The sequence below is a fragment of the Hyalangium minutum genome, from assembly GCF_000737315.1.
GTDB lineage: Bacteria > Myxococcota > Myxococcia > Myxococcales > Myxococcaceae > Hyalangium > Hyalangium minutum.
Window position 1 is genome coordinate 151,330 of sequence record NZ_JMCB01000015.1, and the last position, 14,773, is coordinate 166,102.

Genomic DNA, 14,773 nt, shown 5'->3' on the forward strand with positions numbered 1-14,773 from the left:
CCTCACCTCTGGAGCTGGCGTTCGTCTCGGGGGCGCCTGCGCTGCTGGCGCTTCTTCTCGCGGGTATCGGCGCTGCCGTCCTTTTGAGGGCAGTGCTCGGCGCAGGCGTTGAAGGCGCTGTCGAAGCGGTCCTTGCAGCGCACGGCGCAGGCCTGGACTCCGCGGGCCTGGGTGGGGTCACCGGCCTCGGGGCAGCGCCCCAGACAGCTCTCCATCTCCGTGCTGGCGCGCGTGGCGCACCGGGCCTCGCACTGCTCCGGGTTCGCTTGGGCCATGGGCGCCGCCAACCCAAGGCCGAGCGCCACCCACAGGGCCCCGGGAAGCCTTGCTGGGCGGATCATCAGTCACAGTCCTTTCCGAGGAAGCAATTCCCGTTGCCGCGACGCTTGAGGTAGGAGAGGCCATACGGGAAGGTGGTGATGCCCACCAACGAGCCCGGCGAGGTGGGCCAGATGCCGGTGCCGGACTTCTCGGCGAGAGGGGGAAGCTGCATGAAATTCGTCTCCTCGCCCGGAGCGCTCATGAAGAACTGCCGCTCGTTGATGGGCGGGGGCATGCCCAGCACGGCCTCCGCCAGCTCGCTGGCGCTCTGTGGGATGATCAGGGCCTCCGGCTCATAGGCGGCGCGCACCGCGGCATAGAAGGGCAGGTTGGGACAGGGCAGGGTGGGCATGTACTGGCTCGGGATGAGGCAGGTGGGCGTCTCCACAGGGCCCGCCAGTCCCCAGTCATCCACCAGCATGGCGTAGCCGCCGCGGCAGGTGCCGCTCACCGCGCGCCCGGCGGCGCATACCCGGAGGAAGGCGCCCGAACTCTCCAACTGCCGCTTCGTGTAGAGCGCCCTCCGGCCCCGGTCCAGAAAGGAGCGGGGGAAGCGGACCGCGGTCAGGTCCGCTCCGGCCGTGCAGACGGTGCCGTCGTTGTCCCGGTAGATGAGCGTCAGCAGGGGAAACGAGGCGCCGAAGCCAGGGCCCTCTCCCATGTCGCAGCGGACGTCCAGGTTGTTGCCCCGGGTGAACACCTGGGTGATGCCGCCGGCGTTGACCGAGGACAGGCCGTTGAAGTCCTCATAGCGGCCCTTGGCCCGGTTCGCGGCGGTGGCCATGGAGTTCTCCGCCTTTGAATAGGTGAGGGGGATGATGTGCATCTTCCCGGCGGTCCCATCCCAGAGGGCGGAGATGGCGGCCTCCTGCACCTTGAGGGACAGGTAGCCGATCTCCGCCAGGTAAATGCCGAAGGCCACCAGGCTGACGACGAGTGTCACGCCCAGGGCGGTCTCCACCACGGCCTGGCCTCGGGCACGGGCGGTCTTCATCGATACCCCCCGTAGCCCTGGTTCAGCAGGGCCTCGAAAGCCTGGGCGTGCTCGCCGGCGCCTGCGCTGTTCAGGGTTTTCACCGCATCCACCGGGCCCTTGTTGTCCACATCCGGCGCGACGAGCGTGGCGCGCCAGTAGGGGTTGAGGAGGTTGGGCGGCTCGCTCCAGTGATCGCCGCCGATGACGGGCGCGGAGATGGGGAGGCTGCTGCCGCGGTGGTAGTAGGCGATGCCGGTGGAGAGCGCCGTGGAGACGCTGCGGCCCGGCGAGTCCAGCCGCGCGTCCAACTTGTCGGTGCGCGTGAACTCGAGCTTGTAGAGCAGGTTCCACGGGTCCGGTCCGCGCACGCTGGCGTCGCGGCGGATGACGGCGAAGTTCTTGGGCTGGCCGAAGTTGTTCCTCTCGTTGGCCACCTGGCGCACGTTGTAGTCCAGGAAGGCAGGCCACACTCCCGGGCAGCTGGACGGCGCGCTGGAGCAAGGGGTGAGGAAGTGGACCTGGGCGTTGTCGTCCTTGCCCCCCATCCACGTGTGCACGGGCTTCGCCCCCCCCTTCAGCTCCACCTTGATGTCCTCCTTCCCGATGGTCTCGCCCCACGTAGGAGGGCACGGCGGCGCGCCGCCGTGGGCGGTGTGGTTGTAGACGGTATTGACACTGCCTTCGTCCATGGCGGCCGCGGCGGGGGCGTAGGGCGGCATCAGGCTGGCGGCGTCGCCCTCGGAGAAGAACGAGGTCCCCTCACCCCGGGCGATGGAGACGTGGTCCGGCGGGCGTATCACCCGCAGCAGGTTCTGCTGGTGCGGGGCGTAGTCCTCCATCTTGCGGTGAGTGGTGAAGCGCCAGCCACGGCTGCCCATGGCGGCGTTGACCGCGTGCGCCACCGTGAGTGGCAAGGGATCGCACACCGCGCCCGAGTCCGTGCAGAGGGCGCCGCCGCTCACCTCGTCCTCGGAGACTTTGCCCGCGGCCGGCGGTGCGCTCCACTCGCCCCGGGTGCCCCCCTCGGCGATCTTGTCCAGGATGGGCTCGGCGAGCTCCTGGCTGTTCAGCTTGTCCACCAACCGCCGGTAGACCTCCTGCTGCTCGGCATAGAGCGCGAGCTGGGCCAACTGCATGAAGAACACCTGCCGCCCGGCGGCCGCGTCCATGCCCTTGAAGATCTTGTCGACGCGGTCATCCTCCTTCTGCAGCTCGTCCTGCAGCTTCTTCAAGTCCTCTAGGCCCTTCTTGCCGCACTTGCACATCTTCGCGCAGAACTTGTTGGAGGACGCGCAGGGGCAGCCGAAGTCCTTGTTGTACTGGTAGAGCTTCTCGGAGTTCTTGAAGGCCTTCTTCGTGCCATTCAGGTACGAGCGGTACAGCGTGGTCCAACTGACGAGGCTCTGGGCGCCGAGCTGCGCCACGCCATGGGCGATCTGCGCGCGGCTGAGCACGGCGATGTTGTTGAAGGTGCGCGCGGTGGCCACCGCGTTGGAGAAGGCGGTGGCGTCCGCGGCCGTCTGCAACTCGATGCGCTCGCGCACCTTGACGGAGAACGACAGCGTCATCACCACCATCAGGGCGACCAGCAGCAGCGTGAGGGCGAACAGCAACAGCGTCTGTCCACGGCGGAGGAAGTGCGTGCGCATGGGTCACCAGGGGCAGTTCATGGCAGCGAAGTGCCGGGACTTGGCGGGGGTCATCATCCGCATGGTGAAGGTGGTCTCGATGGGCAGCGTGTACTGCCCACGCCCCACGCGGGCCCGCAGCTCGCGGGCCATGGCCGCGGGCAGGCGGAAAGTCTCCCTGCGCGAGCGTCTCCAGCGGGCGTCCTCTTCCGCGAGCATCAGGGGGTTGGCCGCGTGGTACTCCATGAGCCCCAGCCGTGCGAGGAACATGCGGCTGAGCACCCAGTTGGCGAAGGGGATCTTCAGCGGGAACCAGTAGATCATGCGCGTCTCCAGGCGCATGAGGTGGCCGGGGCGGTCGAAGGCGCGGTCCTGAGGGGCGGGCGCGAAGCTGCGGCCAACTAGCTCGCGCTGGATCCAGACGATGCTGCCGTCATGGCCGGCATCCCTGCGGGCCAGGAAGCGGTGGTCATTGCGCTTGTACTCACCAAAGGCACGGGCGAGCTTGTCCGCAGCGCTTCTGCCCGCAGTGGCGCGGCCCAGGAAGGAGCGGAACGAGGGCAGCAGTGCCAGCACCGCCGCGTCCTGCATCCGCCCACAGTCCCCGTGCGAGATGCTCCCGGCACGCGTAGCCTGGAAGACGGCGTACTGCGCCAGCAGGCGGGCCTGCAGCGCCAGGAAGAGCTGCAGGGTGCCCAGGATCAAAAAAACCACCAGCGGCAGCGTCAACGCCGCCTCGACCGCCGCCTGTCCTGACTGACCCTCACGCGCCCAACCGGGGGTGTCCATGCGTCATGAGAGACGCAGTGGGGATTTCCCGGCCATACCACCATTGGCCATGGCGAGGCTCGGCTGGGCTGGACTTCGCGCGGCGTTTCGTTAAACATGTTCATTGAACGTGTTCAACAAACGCAAGTCACAGAGTGGAACTCGAGCTACCCAGAAGGAAGCCACCGGGCACGCGGTTCTCCAGGCGGCGCGCGTGGAGTTCGAGCGCGTGGGCTTCGAGGCGGCGAACCTGCGGTCCATCGCGGCGCTCGCGGGGGTGTCGGCCGGGACGGTGCTCCACCACTATGGAGACAAGCGAGAGCTGCTCCACGCCGCGCTGTTCGATGATCTCGAGCAGACGTTGGCGCGTGCGCTCGCCGGGCTCGGCAAGGGCTCGCTGGAGGAGCAGCTCTCCGCGCTGACACGCACCGTGTTCGGCTACTACCAGCGCCGCCCCCAGCTCTCGCGCACCCTGCTCAAGGAGTCGCTCTTCGCCGAGGAGCCCTGGGCCCAGCGGTTCACCGCCCAGGTCGGCCGGGTTCATGGAGCCCTCGCGCAGCTGGCCCAGAAGGCGAGCGAGCGCGGCGAGCTCCGGCCCAACGTGGACGGTGCGCTGTTCGCCGTCGCGTACTTCTCCTTCTTCTACTTCGCCCTCATCGCATGGGTGCAGGGCGCGCATGGCTCACCCATGGAGCTGGTGGATCGCCTGGTTCGCCAGCATCTCGAGGGCCTGCGTCCGGATCCCAAGTCGCGGAGGAGGAAGTCATGAAGTCCATGTTCAGGGATGCGCAGGCGAAGACCGTGCTTCTGCAGTGGTTCGATCGCTTCCGGGAACGCATCCCGGCACCGACCGAGAGCCGGAGGGTGCAGACGCGGTGGGGGGACACCCACGTCCTTGTGGGAGGACCAGAAGGGGCCCCACCGGTGGTGTTGCTCCACGGAGCCTTGGCGAGCTCGGCGCATGTGCTGAGGGAGCTGGCGCCCCTGCTGGAGCGCTTCCGGGTGCATGCGGTGGACCTCATCGGTCAGTCGGTGAAGAGCGCGGATGTTCAGCCCTCCGTCTCCAACAACGCGTATGGGGAGTGGCTCGCGGAGGTCCTCGAGGGGCTCTCGCTGCGGCGCACGCATGTGGTGGGGGTGAGCATGGGCGGCTTCGCGGCCATCCGCCTCGCGGCGTTCGCGCCGGAGCGCATCGATCGGCTCGCCCTCCTTGTTCCAGCCGGCGTAGTCAATGGCTCGGCCTGGGAGGGGCTCACCAAGGTCGGCCTTCCGATGATGCTCTATCGCCTGTCACCCTCCGAGCGGCGGCTCCAGGCCGTCGTCCGTCACCTGTTCACGACCCTGGATGAGGACTGGGTGCCGTACATGGGCGATGCCTTGCGCTCCTACACCCTGAACCTCCGAGTGCCGGTGCTCGCCCGGCCGGAGGAGTTCCAGGGCTTGAAGGCGCCCACGCTCGTGCTGGGTGCGGACCAAGATGTGAGCTTCCCGGGGCAACGGCTCCTGGCTCGTGCGCCGGAACTCTTTCCCACGCTCGTCGGCCGAGAGCTCCTCAAGGATTGCCGGCACTGTCCACCGACCACGGACGCCTTTCGGCGCTGGCTGTCGGATCGGCTCAGCGACTTCCTGTCTGAGCCAGGTCCGCTCCAGACGAGGCGTTCTGGAGCGGCCGAAGCGTAGCGCTGCTCACGGGAAGCGGGCAGGACGTGAGCGGCGCGGAGAGCTACTCCGAGTAATCCTGCCTGGCGACAAGGCGCCAGTTGCGGTCGTAGACGTGGAGCATGGAGAACCAGCCGCTGTGGCAGCTTCCGCTGTTGCTGGCGGTGTAGCCGTAGACGTAGCCGTTGTGGACGCGGGCGTTGAGCTGGGGCGAGCCGGGGTTCTCGCAGGGCTGGGTGACGCGGACCGCCTGGTAGGCAGCCTCGGCGAGCACTTCTTCCTGGCCCTGGAAGTCGTAGATGGAGTGGACGCGGTTGGCAGTGAAGGTGACGAGATCGTCGGCCTTGTCTTTGTCGCTCTGCGCGAGGAAGGACTGCAGGTCGGCGAGGGTGGCGGCCTCGGAGGTGATCGAGCCGGTGAGGCGGTGAACGGCGCCGTCATTGTCGGAGAGCGCAGTGCGGATGGCGGCGATGCCGGCCGAGCCCTGGTAGACCGAGGTGTCGCCCCAGGTGAAGCTGAAGGCGGTGCCGGAGGTGTAGGCGTTGAGCGCGCAGGAGCCGCCGGCGCCAGCGGGCGCGACGAGGATGATCTTGCGGACGCGGTACTCGGGGTTCAGGAGGGCGATGCACTCGTCGCCAGCGACGCCGTCGTAGTTGCCGGCCGGGAGCACGGCCTCGACGATGTTGTAGATGCGCAACGTGGGATCCGTGACCTGTTGCTCGGTGGTCTGGAGGGTATCCATGTCCGCCTCGTCACCGAGGCAGCCGGCAGCGAGGGAAGAGGCGAGGAGGAGGGTGGAGAGACGGAGAGAGGTTCGCATGGCCGCGGAACCTAGCACGCGTGATTCGAGCGTTCTCTGACATTCGTGTAACTGAGGAAGAAGCCTCTGCCGCTCGCCCGCTACAGGCTGAGCTCGAGGTTGCCGAGGATGCGCCGTCCCTCCATGCGGTAGTCGAAGGGCAGGTCTCCGGTTCGCACGAGGAAGTCCTCGGTATCGAACAGGTTGGTGACGGAGAGCCCCACGGAGGACCACACATTGATCTGCAGGCGCGTGTTCACGTCGAAGCGGAGCCAGGCCGGCACGGACTCAGGCCGGGCCTCCCGGTAGGCGGGGGTCTCGAAGTCTCCGGGCCTGCGCAGGACGGTGCTTTGGTAGCGGCCTTGGAGCGCCAGGGTGAAGCGCCGGATCGAGTAGCTCACCCCCGCCTTGGCCGTGTGCGCGGGGGCCCAGGTGAGCTGCCGGAGACTGCCCTCGCTGTCGTCATCTGTCTCTCCCAACAAGCGCGCGTAGCTGTAGTTGCCAAAGGCCATCAGCCGGCCGCGCGTTCCCAGCTCCGCGTCCGCCATCAGCTCCAGCTCCACGCCCGCGGTGTCTCGGGAGAACAGGTTGTTCACCTGGAGCTGCTCATAGCCGATGAGGTTCTCGTAGCGGGAGACAAAGACGGTGGTTCGTGAGCTCAGGTGCCGGTGGATCAGCCAGTCCGCGCCGAGCTCGAAGGTGGTCACCCGCTCGGGGAGGATCGAGTCGATGTCCGTGTCCGCCATCCAGCTGTTGGTGCTGAACAGCTCGGTGGGCGACGGCGCCCGGAACGCGCGGCTGGCCTGGAGCTTGAAACTCAAGGAGGGGAGCGCGGCGTAGACCAGCGCGAGCCGGGGGCTGAGCTGCTCGTACGAGCGCGCGCTCGGGCGAGCGGTAGGCGCTTCGGGGGCGCGGTAGCGGAAGAACTTCAGGTCATAGCGCAGGCCCGCGGTCAGCGAGAGGGGCGTGTCCAGCAACTGGCTCCAGGACAGCTGCGCATAAGCCGCCGCGTTGCTCACGGGCCGGTTGAGGATGCCCTCGTAGAAGGGCCCCAGCTCGACCAGCGTCTCGGAGGGAGGAGAGTCCTCCTCGAAGTTGAGCAGGTCGGCGTTGCTGTAGTGAACGTGGTCGCCGTTGTACAGGAAGAGGGAGTACTCCACTCCGCCCAGCAGCGAGAGTCGCTCGGCCAGCTCGCCGGAGAGCTGCGCCCGGGTGAAGACCTCGTCCACGTGTGTGTCGAGCGTCTCCGTGACGCCGTTGGGGTAGTACCCGTCCAGGGCGCCGCTCGGGTAGAAGCGGATGTTCAGGTCGTAGTCGTGCCGCTGGAACATGAGCACGTACTCGTGCTGGAGCGGGCGCTCGGGCTGCGAGCGGTAGCTCAGCACCGCGAGGTGGCGGCCCTCGCGGATGGGCTGCTCGGCATCGGGCGCCCAGCTGAACCAGCCAAGGCCGATTCCCTGCTCCCAGGCCTGCTGGTGGTAGCTCAGCGACAGCCCCTCCAGGGCCTTGCGTGCCTCCAACTTGAGGAAGACGTACCGGCTGCCGAGCGGCTCCGAGACGCGGAAGCGCTGGAGCGCGCCTTGGTCGTCCACTCGCCCCGAGCCGTCCGGGGACAGATAGATGCTCCCATCCGTGCGCGCGTAGCGGAACCCCAGCACGGTGGAGAGGTGCTCGGAGCGAGAGGCCGCCACCGCCTCCACGCTCGAGGTCCCCTGGTTGCCGAGCCGCAGGCGCGCCTCGCTGTTGATCTCCAGGCGCTCCTGCTCGTTCAGGGCCTTGGGCGAGGAGATGGTGTTGATGGCGATGATGCCCTGGGTGGCGCTGGAGCCGTACAGCGCGGAGCCGGGCCCGCGGATGATCTCCACACTTTTGACGAAGAAGAGCGGGGTGATGTCCCAGGTGTACGCGCTGGCGGTGTCGTGGTCGTTCACCGGCACGCCGTCCACCAGCACCAGCAGGTGGTTGTTGTTCCAGCCCTCTTGGATACCGCGGGCGCCCACCACCGAGCGCTCGAAGTCCCGGGCGGGGAAGAAGCCCGGCTGGCTGAAGAGGATGTCGTTCAGGCTCGTCCAGCCGAACTGTTGGATCTGCTCGCGGGTGACCAGGGAGGCCACGCCGGGAGCCTCGCTCGCCTTCTGCCGCTGCTTGGCGGGCGTGGCGAGCTCCAGCTTCAGCAACTCCTCGAGCGACAGCTTTTGGGACCAGTGCGAGTCCTCCCCGGCGGGAGCGGGAGCCTGCTGGGCGGAGGCGGGCGTGGCGGCCAGGGCGACCCCAAGCAACAGCGGGATGAGGGCAGGGCGCATGGGCTCATACCAGGGAGGAGGCGAGGGGAGGGGAGGCTGCGGGGCTCGGCCCCATCCGGAGCCGGAGCTGCTCGAGCAGGTGGTGGGCCTCGATGGGCTTGGGCAGGACGCGACCCTCCTGCCGCGCGATGAAGTCGCGGGTCGCCTCCGTGAAGGCCCCGCCGGTGAAGAAGAGGACTCCCTCGGCCTGGGAGGGGTACTGGCGCTGGAGCTCGGCGTAGAAGTCCATGCCGGTCATCTCCGGCATCATCAAGTCGCACAGGATGAGATCGAAGGTGACCCCCTGGCGCAGGTGCTCCAGGGCCTCGCGCGCGCTGGAGGTCACGGTGATGTCGTACTCGCGCTCGAGGAGCCGGCGCACCGAGTTCCCCACGAACGGATCATCATCCACCACGAGCACGTGGCCGCCATGTGAGGAGGACGGCGCACGCACCGGTACCTGGGGCAGCGCCCGAGCGGCGGGTGTGGGGGCCGAGGGCAGGACAACGGTGAAGGTGCTGCCGCGCCCTGGCTCGCTGTGGACCTCGATATGGCCGCCCAGCCGGGTGACGATGCCCTGGCAGACGGACAGCCCCAGCCCGGTGCCCACGCCCACGGGCTTGGTGGTGAAGAAGGGGGTGAACAAGCGGCTGCGCACCTCGGGGGACATGCCGCTGCCGGTATCGGAGAGGCTCACCCGTACGTGGCCGTCCTCGCCGCGCCAGGTGCTGATGCGGATCTCGTTCTGGTCCGCCGCACCGGGCTCGATGGCATGGGCGGCGTTGATGAGCAGGTGGAGGAAGACCTGGGCCAGCTGCACCTCGTTCGCCTCGACGAAAGGCAGCGGCTGGTAGGCGCGCACCAGGCGGGCGCGGTGGCGCAGCTCGTTCCCCGCTATGCCGATGGCCGTCTCCAGGCAATGCGGAACCTCCACCGCCTGGCGCGTGTCGTCGTCCCCCTGGGAGAAGGACTTGAGCCCCTGGACGATGCGCTGGACGCGTGAGCACCCCTCGGCGGCCTCGGTGAGCGCGTCGTTCATCTCCTGCCATGTCTCCTCGGTGCGCTTGCGGGCCTCGGGAGGGCAGCCGGGCATGAGCAGCTCCTGCAGCTCGGGCAGCTCGCTGAGCACGTAGCGGATGTTGGAGGTGAGGTAGGCGAGCGGGTTGTTCACCTCGTGGGCCACGCCCGCGGCGAGCGTGCCGACGGAGGTGCGCCGGTCCGCGATGATGAGCTGCTCCTGGGCCTCGCGCAGTTGCTGCAGGCGCCGCGCGAGCTCCTCGGTGCGCTCGGCGACGCGCTGCTCGAGCTCGGCGTTGTGAGCGTGGAGCCGCTCCTGGGCCAGCCGCTCGGTGATGTCCTGGAAGTAGAGCCCCCAGCCGAAGCGAGTCCCCTCCTGGCTCTGGATGGGTGCCCGGTAGGCGGTGAGCGTCCGCCCATCCCACAGGCCGAGCTCGGCCGTGCCTCCCTCGGACGGCTCGCGCTTCAAGTCCGCCAGGCGCCGCAGCGCCTCGGGCTCCACCACCAGCGGCGTGAGGCTCTGGAAGAGCTCCTCCAGGCGGTTCCCCTTGAGGCGCTCCGGGGACAGGTTCCAGAGCTGGAGGAAGCGCCGGTTGTGGGCCAGCAGCGCGCCGGTCTCGGAGACGGTGAGGATGCCCTCGGAGGAGGCCTCGCTCTGGGACTCGATGAGGGCCTTCTGCTCGTAGAGCCGGTGGAGCATGCGCGACAGGGCGGAGGCCAGGGTGCCCGTCTCGTCGCGCCGGGTGAGGTCCAGCTCCTTCAGGGCGCCGTTTTCACCCTCGGAGATGCGCAGCGCCACCTGGGTGACGTGCCCGAGCGGACGGACGAGCAGGGTTCCCAGGCCGAAGGCCGCCAGCAGGCCGAAGCCGAAGATGAGCGCGGAGACAGTGGTGGCCAGCCGCAGGGTGTGTTGGCTCTCGCGCCGCATCTCCGCGAGGCTGAAGCCCAGCAGCAGCGCGCCTTGCTGGCCGCCCCGGGTGAAGATGTTGACGCGGGCCACCACGTCCTGGCCGAGGATGCGGGCGCCCTCAGACAGCGCTGCCGGGCGGTCCGGGGCGCGCTCCGCGTTCCAGCTGGCCAGAGGGGTACCGTCCTCGCGCAGGAGCAGGCCGAAGGTGGCCTCCGGGGTGGAGCGCAGCGCCTGGAGGTGGCTCTGGCCGTTGAGCTCATCCCCGAAGTCGAGCGCGGGCTCGGTGGCGCTGGCCAGAAGCTGGGCCATGCCCATGGCCCGGCCGAGCATCCAGTGCTGGGCCTGTGCATCCATGCGCGCTGGGAAGAAGGCCAGGAAGAACAGGGCGAACGCGGCGAACAGGAGCGCGACGAGGAGCACCAGCCGGGCCCGCAGGGAGAGGTGGCGGAGCGTCATGCTCAGGGCTCCTCTTGGCGGGGCTCGACGAGGCGGGACAAGCTCAGCAGCCCCGCATCCAGGTCCGCTCCCTCGGCCCGGGCGGCCGACAGGTGGATGAGGATGACGGGGGTGTTTCCCTGGCGTTCCAGGCCAATGGCCAGCCCCTGGGTGATTTGCTTCTCGTGGCCGGCGATGGACAGGACGGAGAGCCGCCGCGTCACCTGGGCGATGCGCTCGGACTCGGATTCGAGCCCTTCACAGACATAGAGGGCCACAGCGTGCTTTTCGGAGAGCTCGGTCTGGAGCTGATTGCTGTCACTGAAGCCAATGCGCACCACGTGCAGGGGCCGCCCCGAGATGACCCTCCCACGTGCCGCCAGCTCCAGCGCGTTGCTGAACTCGCGCCCCTGGCTCTCCGACGTCGCGTCTCCTTGGCGGTGGGCAACGGCGAGGATGAGCGGAGGAGGGTGCTGTCCCATCCTCCGGTCGTAGGCCAGGACTCGCACCAACATGGACGCCCTCAGGGTGGCAGGCAGGTCCGCGCCCCGAGCCGCCAGTGGAACCCCGATCAGCGCGATGAGCAGCAAGGAGCTCGGATAAAGCCAACGAACGCGACTGTTCAGGGCCCGATGAGGCAACGAGGACATCTGGACACCCCCCCGCCCTAAAGTACACGGAGAGTGAATCGATAGGGCTGGCTCAGAATACCCGGCTGTCTTGCTTTAAACAGGAACCCACGGGTGGCGCCGCAATGCCTACCCAATCAAAATCAAATCAACCCACTCGAGGGACGAGATAAGGAATCTCGTGCGGCGTGGCGCCTCCCTCCCAAGCCCGAGCGAATCTGGCTAATCTCCTCTCGTGGCCCTCGTTCCCGACGCACTCCAGCAGCTCCGTACCTTCGCGAAGCGAAGGCTCGCCCATCCTCATGGCCAGCAGCTCTGCCACTACCTGGACGGCGTTGCCTGGGAGGAGGCCCTGCAGGACAGCCTCCTCGTCCCCGAGGACATGAGCCTCGGCTTCTACACACCCTTTTGGGCGGACTACACCGAAGCGCAGCGGCTCGCGCTGAATCACTGGGTGTACATCCTGAAGTACTACCGCATCAGCGACGGCGAGCGCTTCGTCATCACCACCAACGAGTGCGTGGCGGACTTTCTCCAAGGGGTGGATCCGGAGGTGGCCGGCCTGCTGCGCCTGGAGGCGGCAGAGGAGCGCGACCACATCGCCGCCTTCGAGCGGGTGCGTGCCGGGATTGTTCGCCACCACGGCTTCGAAGGTGTGCGCATGCCCGTCAAGCCCCTGCGTGCGCTCGTCACGTCACCGCGCACGCTGCACTTTCTCCTGAGGCACTTCGGCGCGGACTTCATCGTCACCTATTACCTGGGCCGCGGCCTCGTGAACCACATGGGCAAGGCCTTCGAGACGAAGGTGGCGGATCTGGACATCGGCCACCCTGCCTTCAAAGGCATCTCCCGGTTCCACACCGTGGACGAGAACCGCCACATGGCCGTCTCGCGGATGATGGCCGCGTGCACCTACGCGCTCGTCTCCCGGAGGAGTGAGGCCAGCCCCCTCTACGAGGTGCTCAACCAGAACCTGCGGGAAGCCGTTGTGGGCTACACGCTCTCGGACCGCCTCACCAAGGAGCAGGAGCGCGCCATGTCCCGGCTCGTGCTGCCTCAGATGCGCGCGCTGCGCGACGTTCCTACCCAGCGGCTCGAGGCCACCATCGACGCCCACTTCACTGGGCTCAGCGGCATGGAGCGCGCCAAGAACACGTACATGCCGCGCTTCAATCAGCGGCTCCTCGACCAGGCCTGTCTCTCCCCCAAGGAGAAGCGCGACCTGTTCGAGCTCGTCTGCTCGCTGCAGGGTAACCTGCGCTTCTTCCCCGAGGGCTACGTGCCTGGGGCAGAGGTCCCGGCGATGTCTCTCGAAGAGACATGACACAGCTCCGTGGAGGCGCACTTCCACGCGCGAGTCTCGTGGTAGGAAGCGCTTCCCACCATGCGAATGGAACTCCGAGTCCTGTCTCTCTGTCTGACGGACGAGGTGGACTGGTCCATGGACGTAGCGGCGTTCCGCGCACCCGAGAGCCTGGCCCCGCGCGCCCCGGGCCGGGCGGCCCGTGCATGCTGGAGGGAAGGAGCCCGTCGGGTCATCAGGAACAGGAGCGTCAGAGCCACCATCCAGGCGCTCCCGCTGCCGGCCGCCGCGCATCCTCCACCCTTTGGCGTCTCTAGCGCCGGAGGCTCCGCCGGTTCCGACGGCTCCGATGGCTCCGATGGAGGCGCCGGGGGACAGGTGAGGGGCTCCGTTGAAGGCTCCCTCTCCATCCGGAACACGGTATCGGTCACCACCAAGTGGGGACGGCCCTCCATCCACTTCAGCAGGTTGGCCGTCGTGCCGGCGACGGGAACTGACGGACTCCCGGGACCCGCGAGGTAGTACTGGCTGTTCATCACGTAGACGACCGTCCCGTCCGGTCCGAGCATCACGGGAGCCGAAGGAAGGCCCCAGGAGGACACCTGCTCCTCGACCCCAGCCGGTGAGCGGAGCCACACCTGATTCACGCCCCCTCCGAGTCGCGTGAAGGCCACCCAGCCCTTCGACAGCAAGAAGCTGGCGCTCCCCGGCGTGTCGGAGAGGACGTGCCGCTGGCCAGCTCGTAGGAGCACCGTCTCACTGACCTGGTTGGGTTTTTCGAGCAGGTAGACCTGATCGTCGCCCTCGGCGATGGGAAACTTCACAGTGCCCTCGGCTTCGGCAAACACCTGCTCGACCTGCTCATTCCGGTAGCGAAGGAGCAGGTTTCTGGTACTGCCGAGGAGGGTTCCATCCTCGCCGAGCCAGTTCGCCGCAAATTCCGACGGGAGAGAGGTCCTCGTCCCCGTGGAGAAATTGAGGAGGCCCCAGCGTTGATTGGCCTCGAAGTAGGCCAGGTGGCTTCCCGTGATCCGGTAATAGCGCGAGAGTGGGCTATAGAGGTTCCAGGAGAACTCGGCCAGGGAGCTGCGCTGCCCATCCTGGACCTGAAGGAGCTCCATGTTGCGGGTGCCCAAGATCGCTCCTCCTGGCATCAGGTGCCCGATGTCATAGGAGCGGTTGCAGCTCAGGCCGCAGATGTAGCTGTTGATCTGGAGGTTCTCCAGGAGCGTGTCGATCTGTCCCGAGGTTCGGTCCAGCACTCGGGCCCTGCGTTGCTCGTCGACGAAGAGCACCCGCTGCGCATCGAAGTCGATCACCGAGCCGGGGACGCTCACCACCGGAACGAGCCGCCGACTGTTCTCCACATAGATGGATCGCACCACCTCGCTGCTGCTCTGGGAGCCGGAGAGGGCCCTCAGGCGGATACGAACCCATTTGCCCGCGTATTCCGCCAAGCACAGTTCCTGGTCGAGCCTACCCTTGGCACTCAGGCTCGGCGGGCCTGGGAGCGGAGTGCCAGGAGTCCCTCGGGGATCCACCACCTCGAAGTTGGCACGCACCTCACATCCCTGGGGATGATCGTCTTCACAGCTCGCCGTGAGCCGGATCGAGGGCTGCAGCACGAGCCCACTGGCGGGCGTCGAGATTGTAAGCCGTGGCGGCCGATCGACCTGGAGCAGCCGTGAGACCCGGGCTTCCGTGCCATGAATATCCCGCGCCGTGACGGTGAGCAGGTGCTCTCCGTAAGGCACCCCATCGATGGAGAGGATCGCTCTCGGCCGGAGATCGACTGGCATCGGGAAGACCTTGCCCCCGAACTCCGCCTGCATCGAGCTGAGCTGGTACACGGACTGGACGGAGACCAGGATCTCGAAGTCACTCTCGATCAGGGTTTGAGCGGGCCAGTCGAGGCGGAGCTCGATCTGAGCTGAGGCGACTCCACTGGCCAGCAGACAGAGTGGGAGCAGCAGCAAAGGGATGCGTCGGAGTGGAGCAGGTCGCATGGACGGGCTCGAAGAAGCTTGACAGGGCCCGGCCGCCCGA

Annotated in this window: 12 protein-coding genes; 3 read left to right on the forward strand and 9 right to left on the reverse strand. The window is 67.6% G+C overall.

What is annotated here, in order from left to right:
- Positions 1–2: 2 nt before the first annotated feature.
- From DB31_RS32900 to DB31_RS32915, 4 genes are all read right to left on the reverse strand, one after another.
- Complete coding sequence (locus tag DB31_RS32900) at positions 3–275, reverse strand: hypothetical protein (RefSeq protein ID WP_157232291.1); 273 nt, start codon at positions 273–275, stop codon at positions 3–5.
- A 65-nt stretch (positions 276–340) separates the two neighbouring features.
- On the reverse strand, positions 341–1,315 hold the full coding sequence (locus DB31_RS32905; RefSeq protein WP_044195158.1) for a hypothetical protein: 975 nt from the start codon (positions 1,313–1,315) through the stop codon (positions 341–343).
- Positions 1,312–2,946 carry a hypothetical protein gene (locus DB31_RS32910; protein ID WP_044195160.1) on the reverse strand — a complete coding sequence of 545 codons (1,635 nt, stop codon included), beginning with the start codon at positions 2,944–2,946 and terminating at the stop codon, positions 1,312–1,314. The genes DB31_RS32905 and DB31_RS32910 overlap by 4 nt, the downstream gene beginning before the upstream one ends.
- Before the next feature lie 3 nt (positions 2,947–2,949).
- Entirely contained in the window at positions 2,950–3,714 is a 765-nt protein-coding gene (locus tag DB31_RS32915) for a TadE family protein (RefSeq protein ID WP_044195162.1), read from the reverse strand.
- Between the two features lie 109 nt (positions 3,715–3,823).
- Between DB31_RS32915 and DB31_RS32920 the strand changes: the two genes are divergently transcribed.
- Together DB31_RS32920 and DB31_RS32925 are read left to right on the forward strand one after the other, a co-directional pair.
- Positions 3,824–4,462: a TetR/AcrR family transcriptional regulator gene (locus DB31_RS32920; protein WP_240486991.1), complete on the forward strand. Its 639-nt coding sequence runs from the start codon at positions 3,824–3,826 to the stop codon at positions 4,460–4,462.
- Positions 4,459–5,373 carry an alpha/beta fold hydrolase gene (locus tag DB31_RS32925; RefSeq protein ID WP_044195166.1) on the forward strand — a complete coding sequence of 305 codons (915 nt, stop codon included), beginning with the start codon at positions 4,459–4,461 and terminating at the stop codon, positions 5,371–5,373. The genes DB31_RS32920 and DB31_RS32925 overlap by 4 nt, the downstream gene beginning before the upstream one ends.
- A gap of 43 nt (positions 5,374–5,416) precedes the next feature.
- Here the strand turns inward: DB31_RS32925 and DB31_RS32930 are convergent, their stop codons facing one another.
- From DB31_RS32930 to DB31_RS32950, 4 genes are all read right to left on the reverse strand, one after another.
- Entirely contained in the window at positions 5,417–6,094 is a 678-nt protein-coding gene (locus DB31_RS32930; RefSeq protein ID WP_240486992.1) for a hypothetical protein, read from the reverse strand.
- 158 nt (positions 6,095–6,252) lie between these two features.
- Positions 6,253–8,454 carry a TonB-dependent receptor gene (locus DB31_RS32935; RefSeq protein WP_044195179.1) on the reverse strand — a complete coding sequence of 734 codons (2,202 nt, stop codon included), beginning with the start codon at positions 8,452–8,454 and terminating at the stop codon, positions 6,253–6,255.
- Between the two features lie 4 nt (positions 8,455–8,458).
- The gene (locus DB31_RS45435; RefSeq protein ID WP_052420445.1) at positions 8,459–10,816 is read right to left on the reverse strand and encodes an ATP-binding protein; all 2,358 of its coding nucleotides are present in this window, start codon (positions 10,814–10,816) and stop codon (positions 8,459–8,461) included.
- Between the two features lie 2 nt (positions 10,817–10,818).
- Positions 10,819–11,310 (reverse strand): YfiR family protein, encoded by a 492-nt coding sequence (locus tag DB31_RS32950; protein WP_169787128.1) that lies wholly within the window; start codon positions 11,308–11,310, stop codon positions 10,819–10,821.
- Between the two features lie 349 nt (positions 11,311–11,659).
- On the opposite strand from DB31_RS32950, the gene DB31_RS32955 reads away from it, so the two are divergent.
- The gene (locus tag DB31_RS32955; RefSeq protein WP_044195185.1) at positions 11,660–12,748 is read left to right on the forward strand and encodes a hypothetical protein; all 1,089 of its coding nucleotides are present in this window, start codon (positions 11,660–11,662) and stop codon (positions 12,746–12,748) included.
- Here DB31_RS32955 and DB31_RS32960 read toward each other — a convergent pair.
- Positions 12,700–14,733: a hypothetical protein gene (locus DB31_RS32960; protein WP_157232292.1), complete on the reverse strand. Its 2,034-nt coding sequence runs from the start codon at positions 14,731–14,733 to the stop codon at positions 12,700–12,702. The genes DB31_RS32955 and DB31_RS32960 overlap by 49 nt on opposite strands.
- Positions 14,734–14,773: the final 40 nt, after the last annotated feature.

Coding starts and splice junctions, on each gene's coding strand:
- DB31_RS32910 (WP_044195160.1), bottom strand. CDS start 2,946: ATGCGCACGCACTTCCTCCGCCGTGGACAGACGCTGTTGCTGTTCGCC.
- DB31_RS45435 (WP_052420445.1), bottom strand. CDS start 10,816: ATGACGCTCCGCCACCTCTCCCTGCGGGCCCGGCTGGTGCTCCTCGTC.
- DB31_RS32925 (WP_044195166.1), top strand. CDS start 4,459: ATGAAGTCCATGTTCAGGGATGCGCAGGCGAAGACCGTGCTTCTGCAG.
- DB31_RS32930 (WP_240486992.1), bottom strand. CDS start 6,094: ATGGATACCCTCCAGACCACCGAGCAACAGGTCACGGATCCCACGTTG.
- DB31_RS32915 (WP_044195162.1), bottom strand. CDS start 3,714: ATGGACACCCCCGGTTGGGCGCGTGAGGGTCAGTCAGGACAGGCGGCG.
- DB31_RS32905 (WP_044195158.1), bottom strand. CDS start 1,315: ATGAAGACCGCCCGTGCCCGAGGCCAGGCCGTGGTGGAGACCGCCCTG.
- DB31_RS32960 (WP_157232292.1), bottom strand. CDS start 14,733: ATGCGACCTGCTCCACTCCGACGCATCCCTTTGCTGCTGCTCCCACTC.
- DB31_RS32950 (WP_169787128.1), bottom strand. CDS start 11,310: ATGTTGGTGCGAGTCCTGGCCTACGACCGGAGGATGGGACAGCACCCT.
- DB31_RS32900 (WP_157232291.1), bottom strand. CDS start 275: ATGGCCCAAGCGAACCCGGAGCAGTGCGAGGCCCGGTGCGCCACGCGC.
- DB31_RS32935 (WP_044195179.1), bottom strand. CDS start 8,454: ATGCGCCCTGCCCTCATCCCGCTGTTGCTTGGGGTCGCCCTGGCCGCC.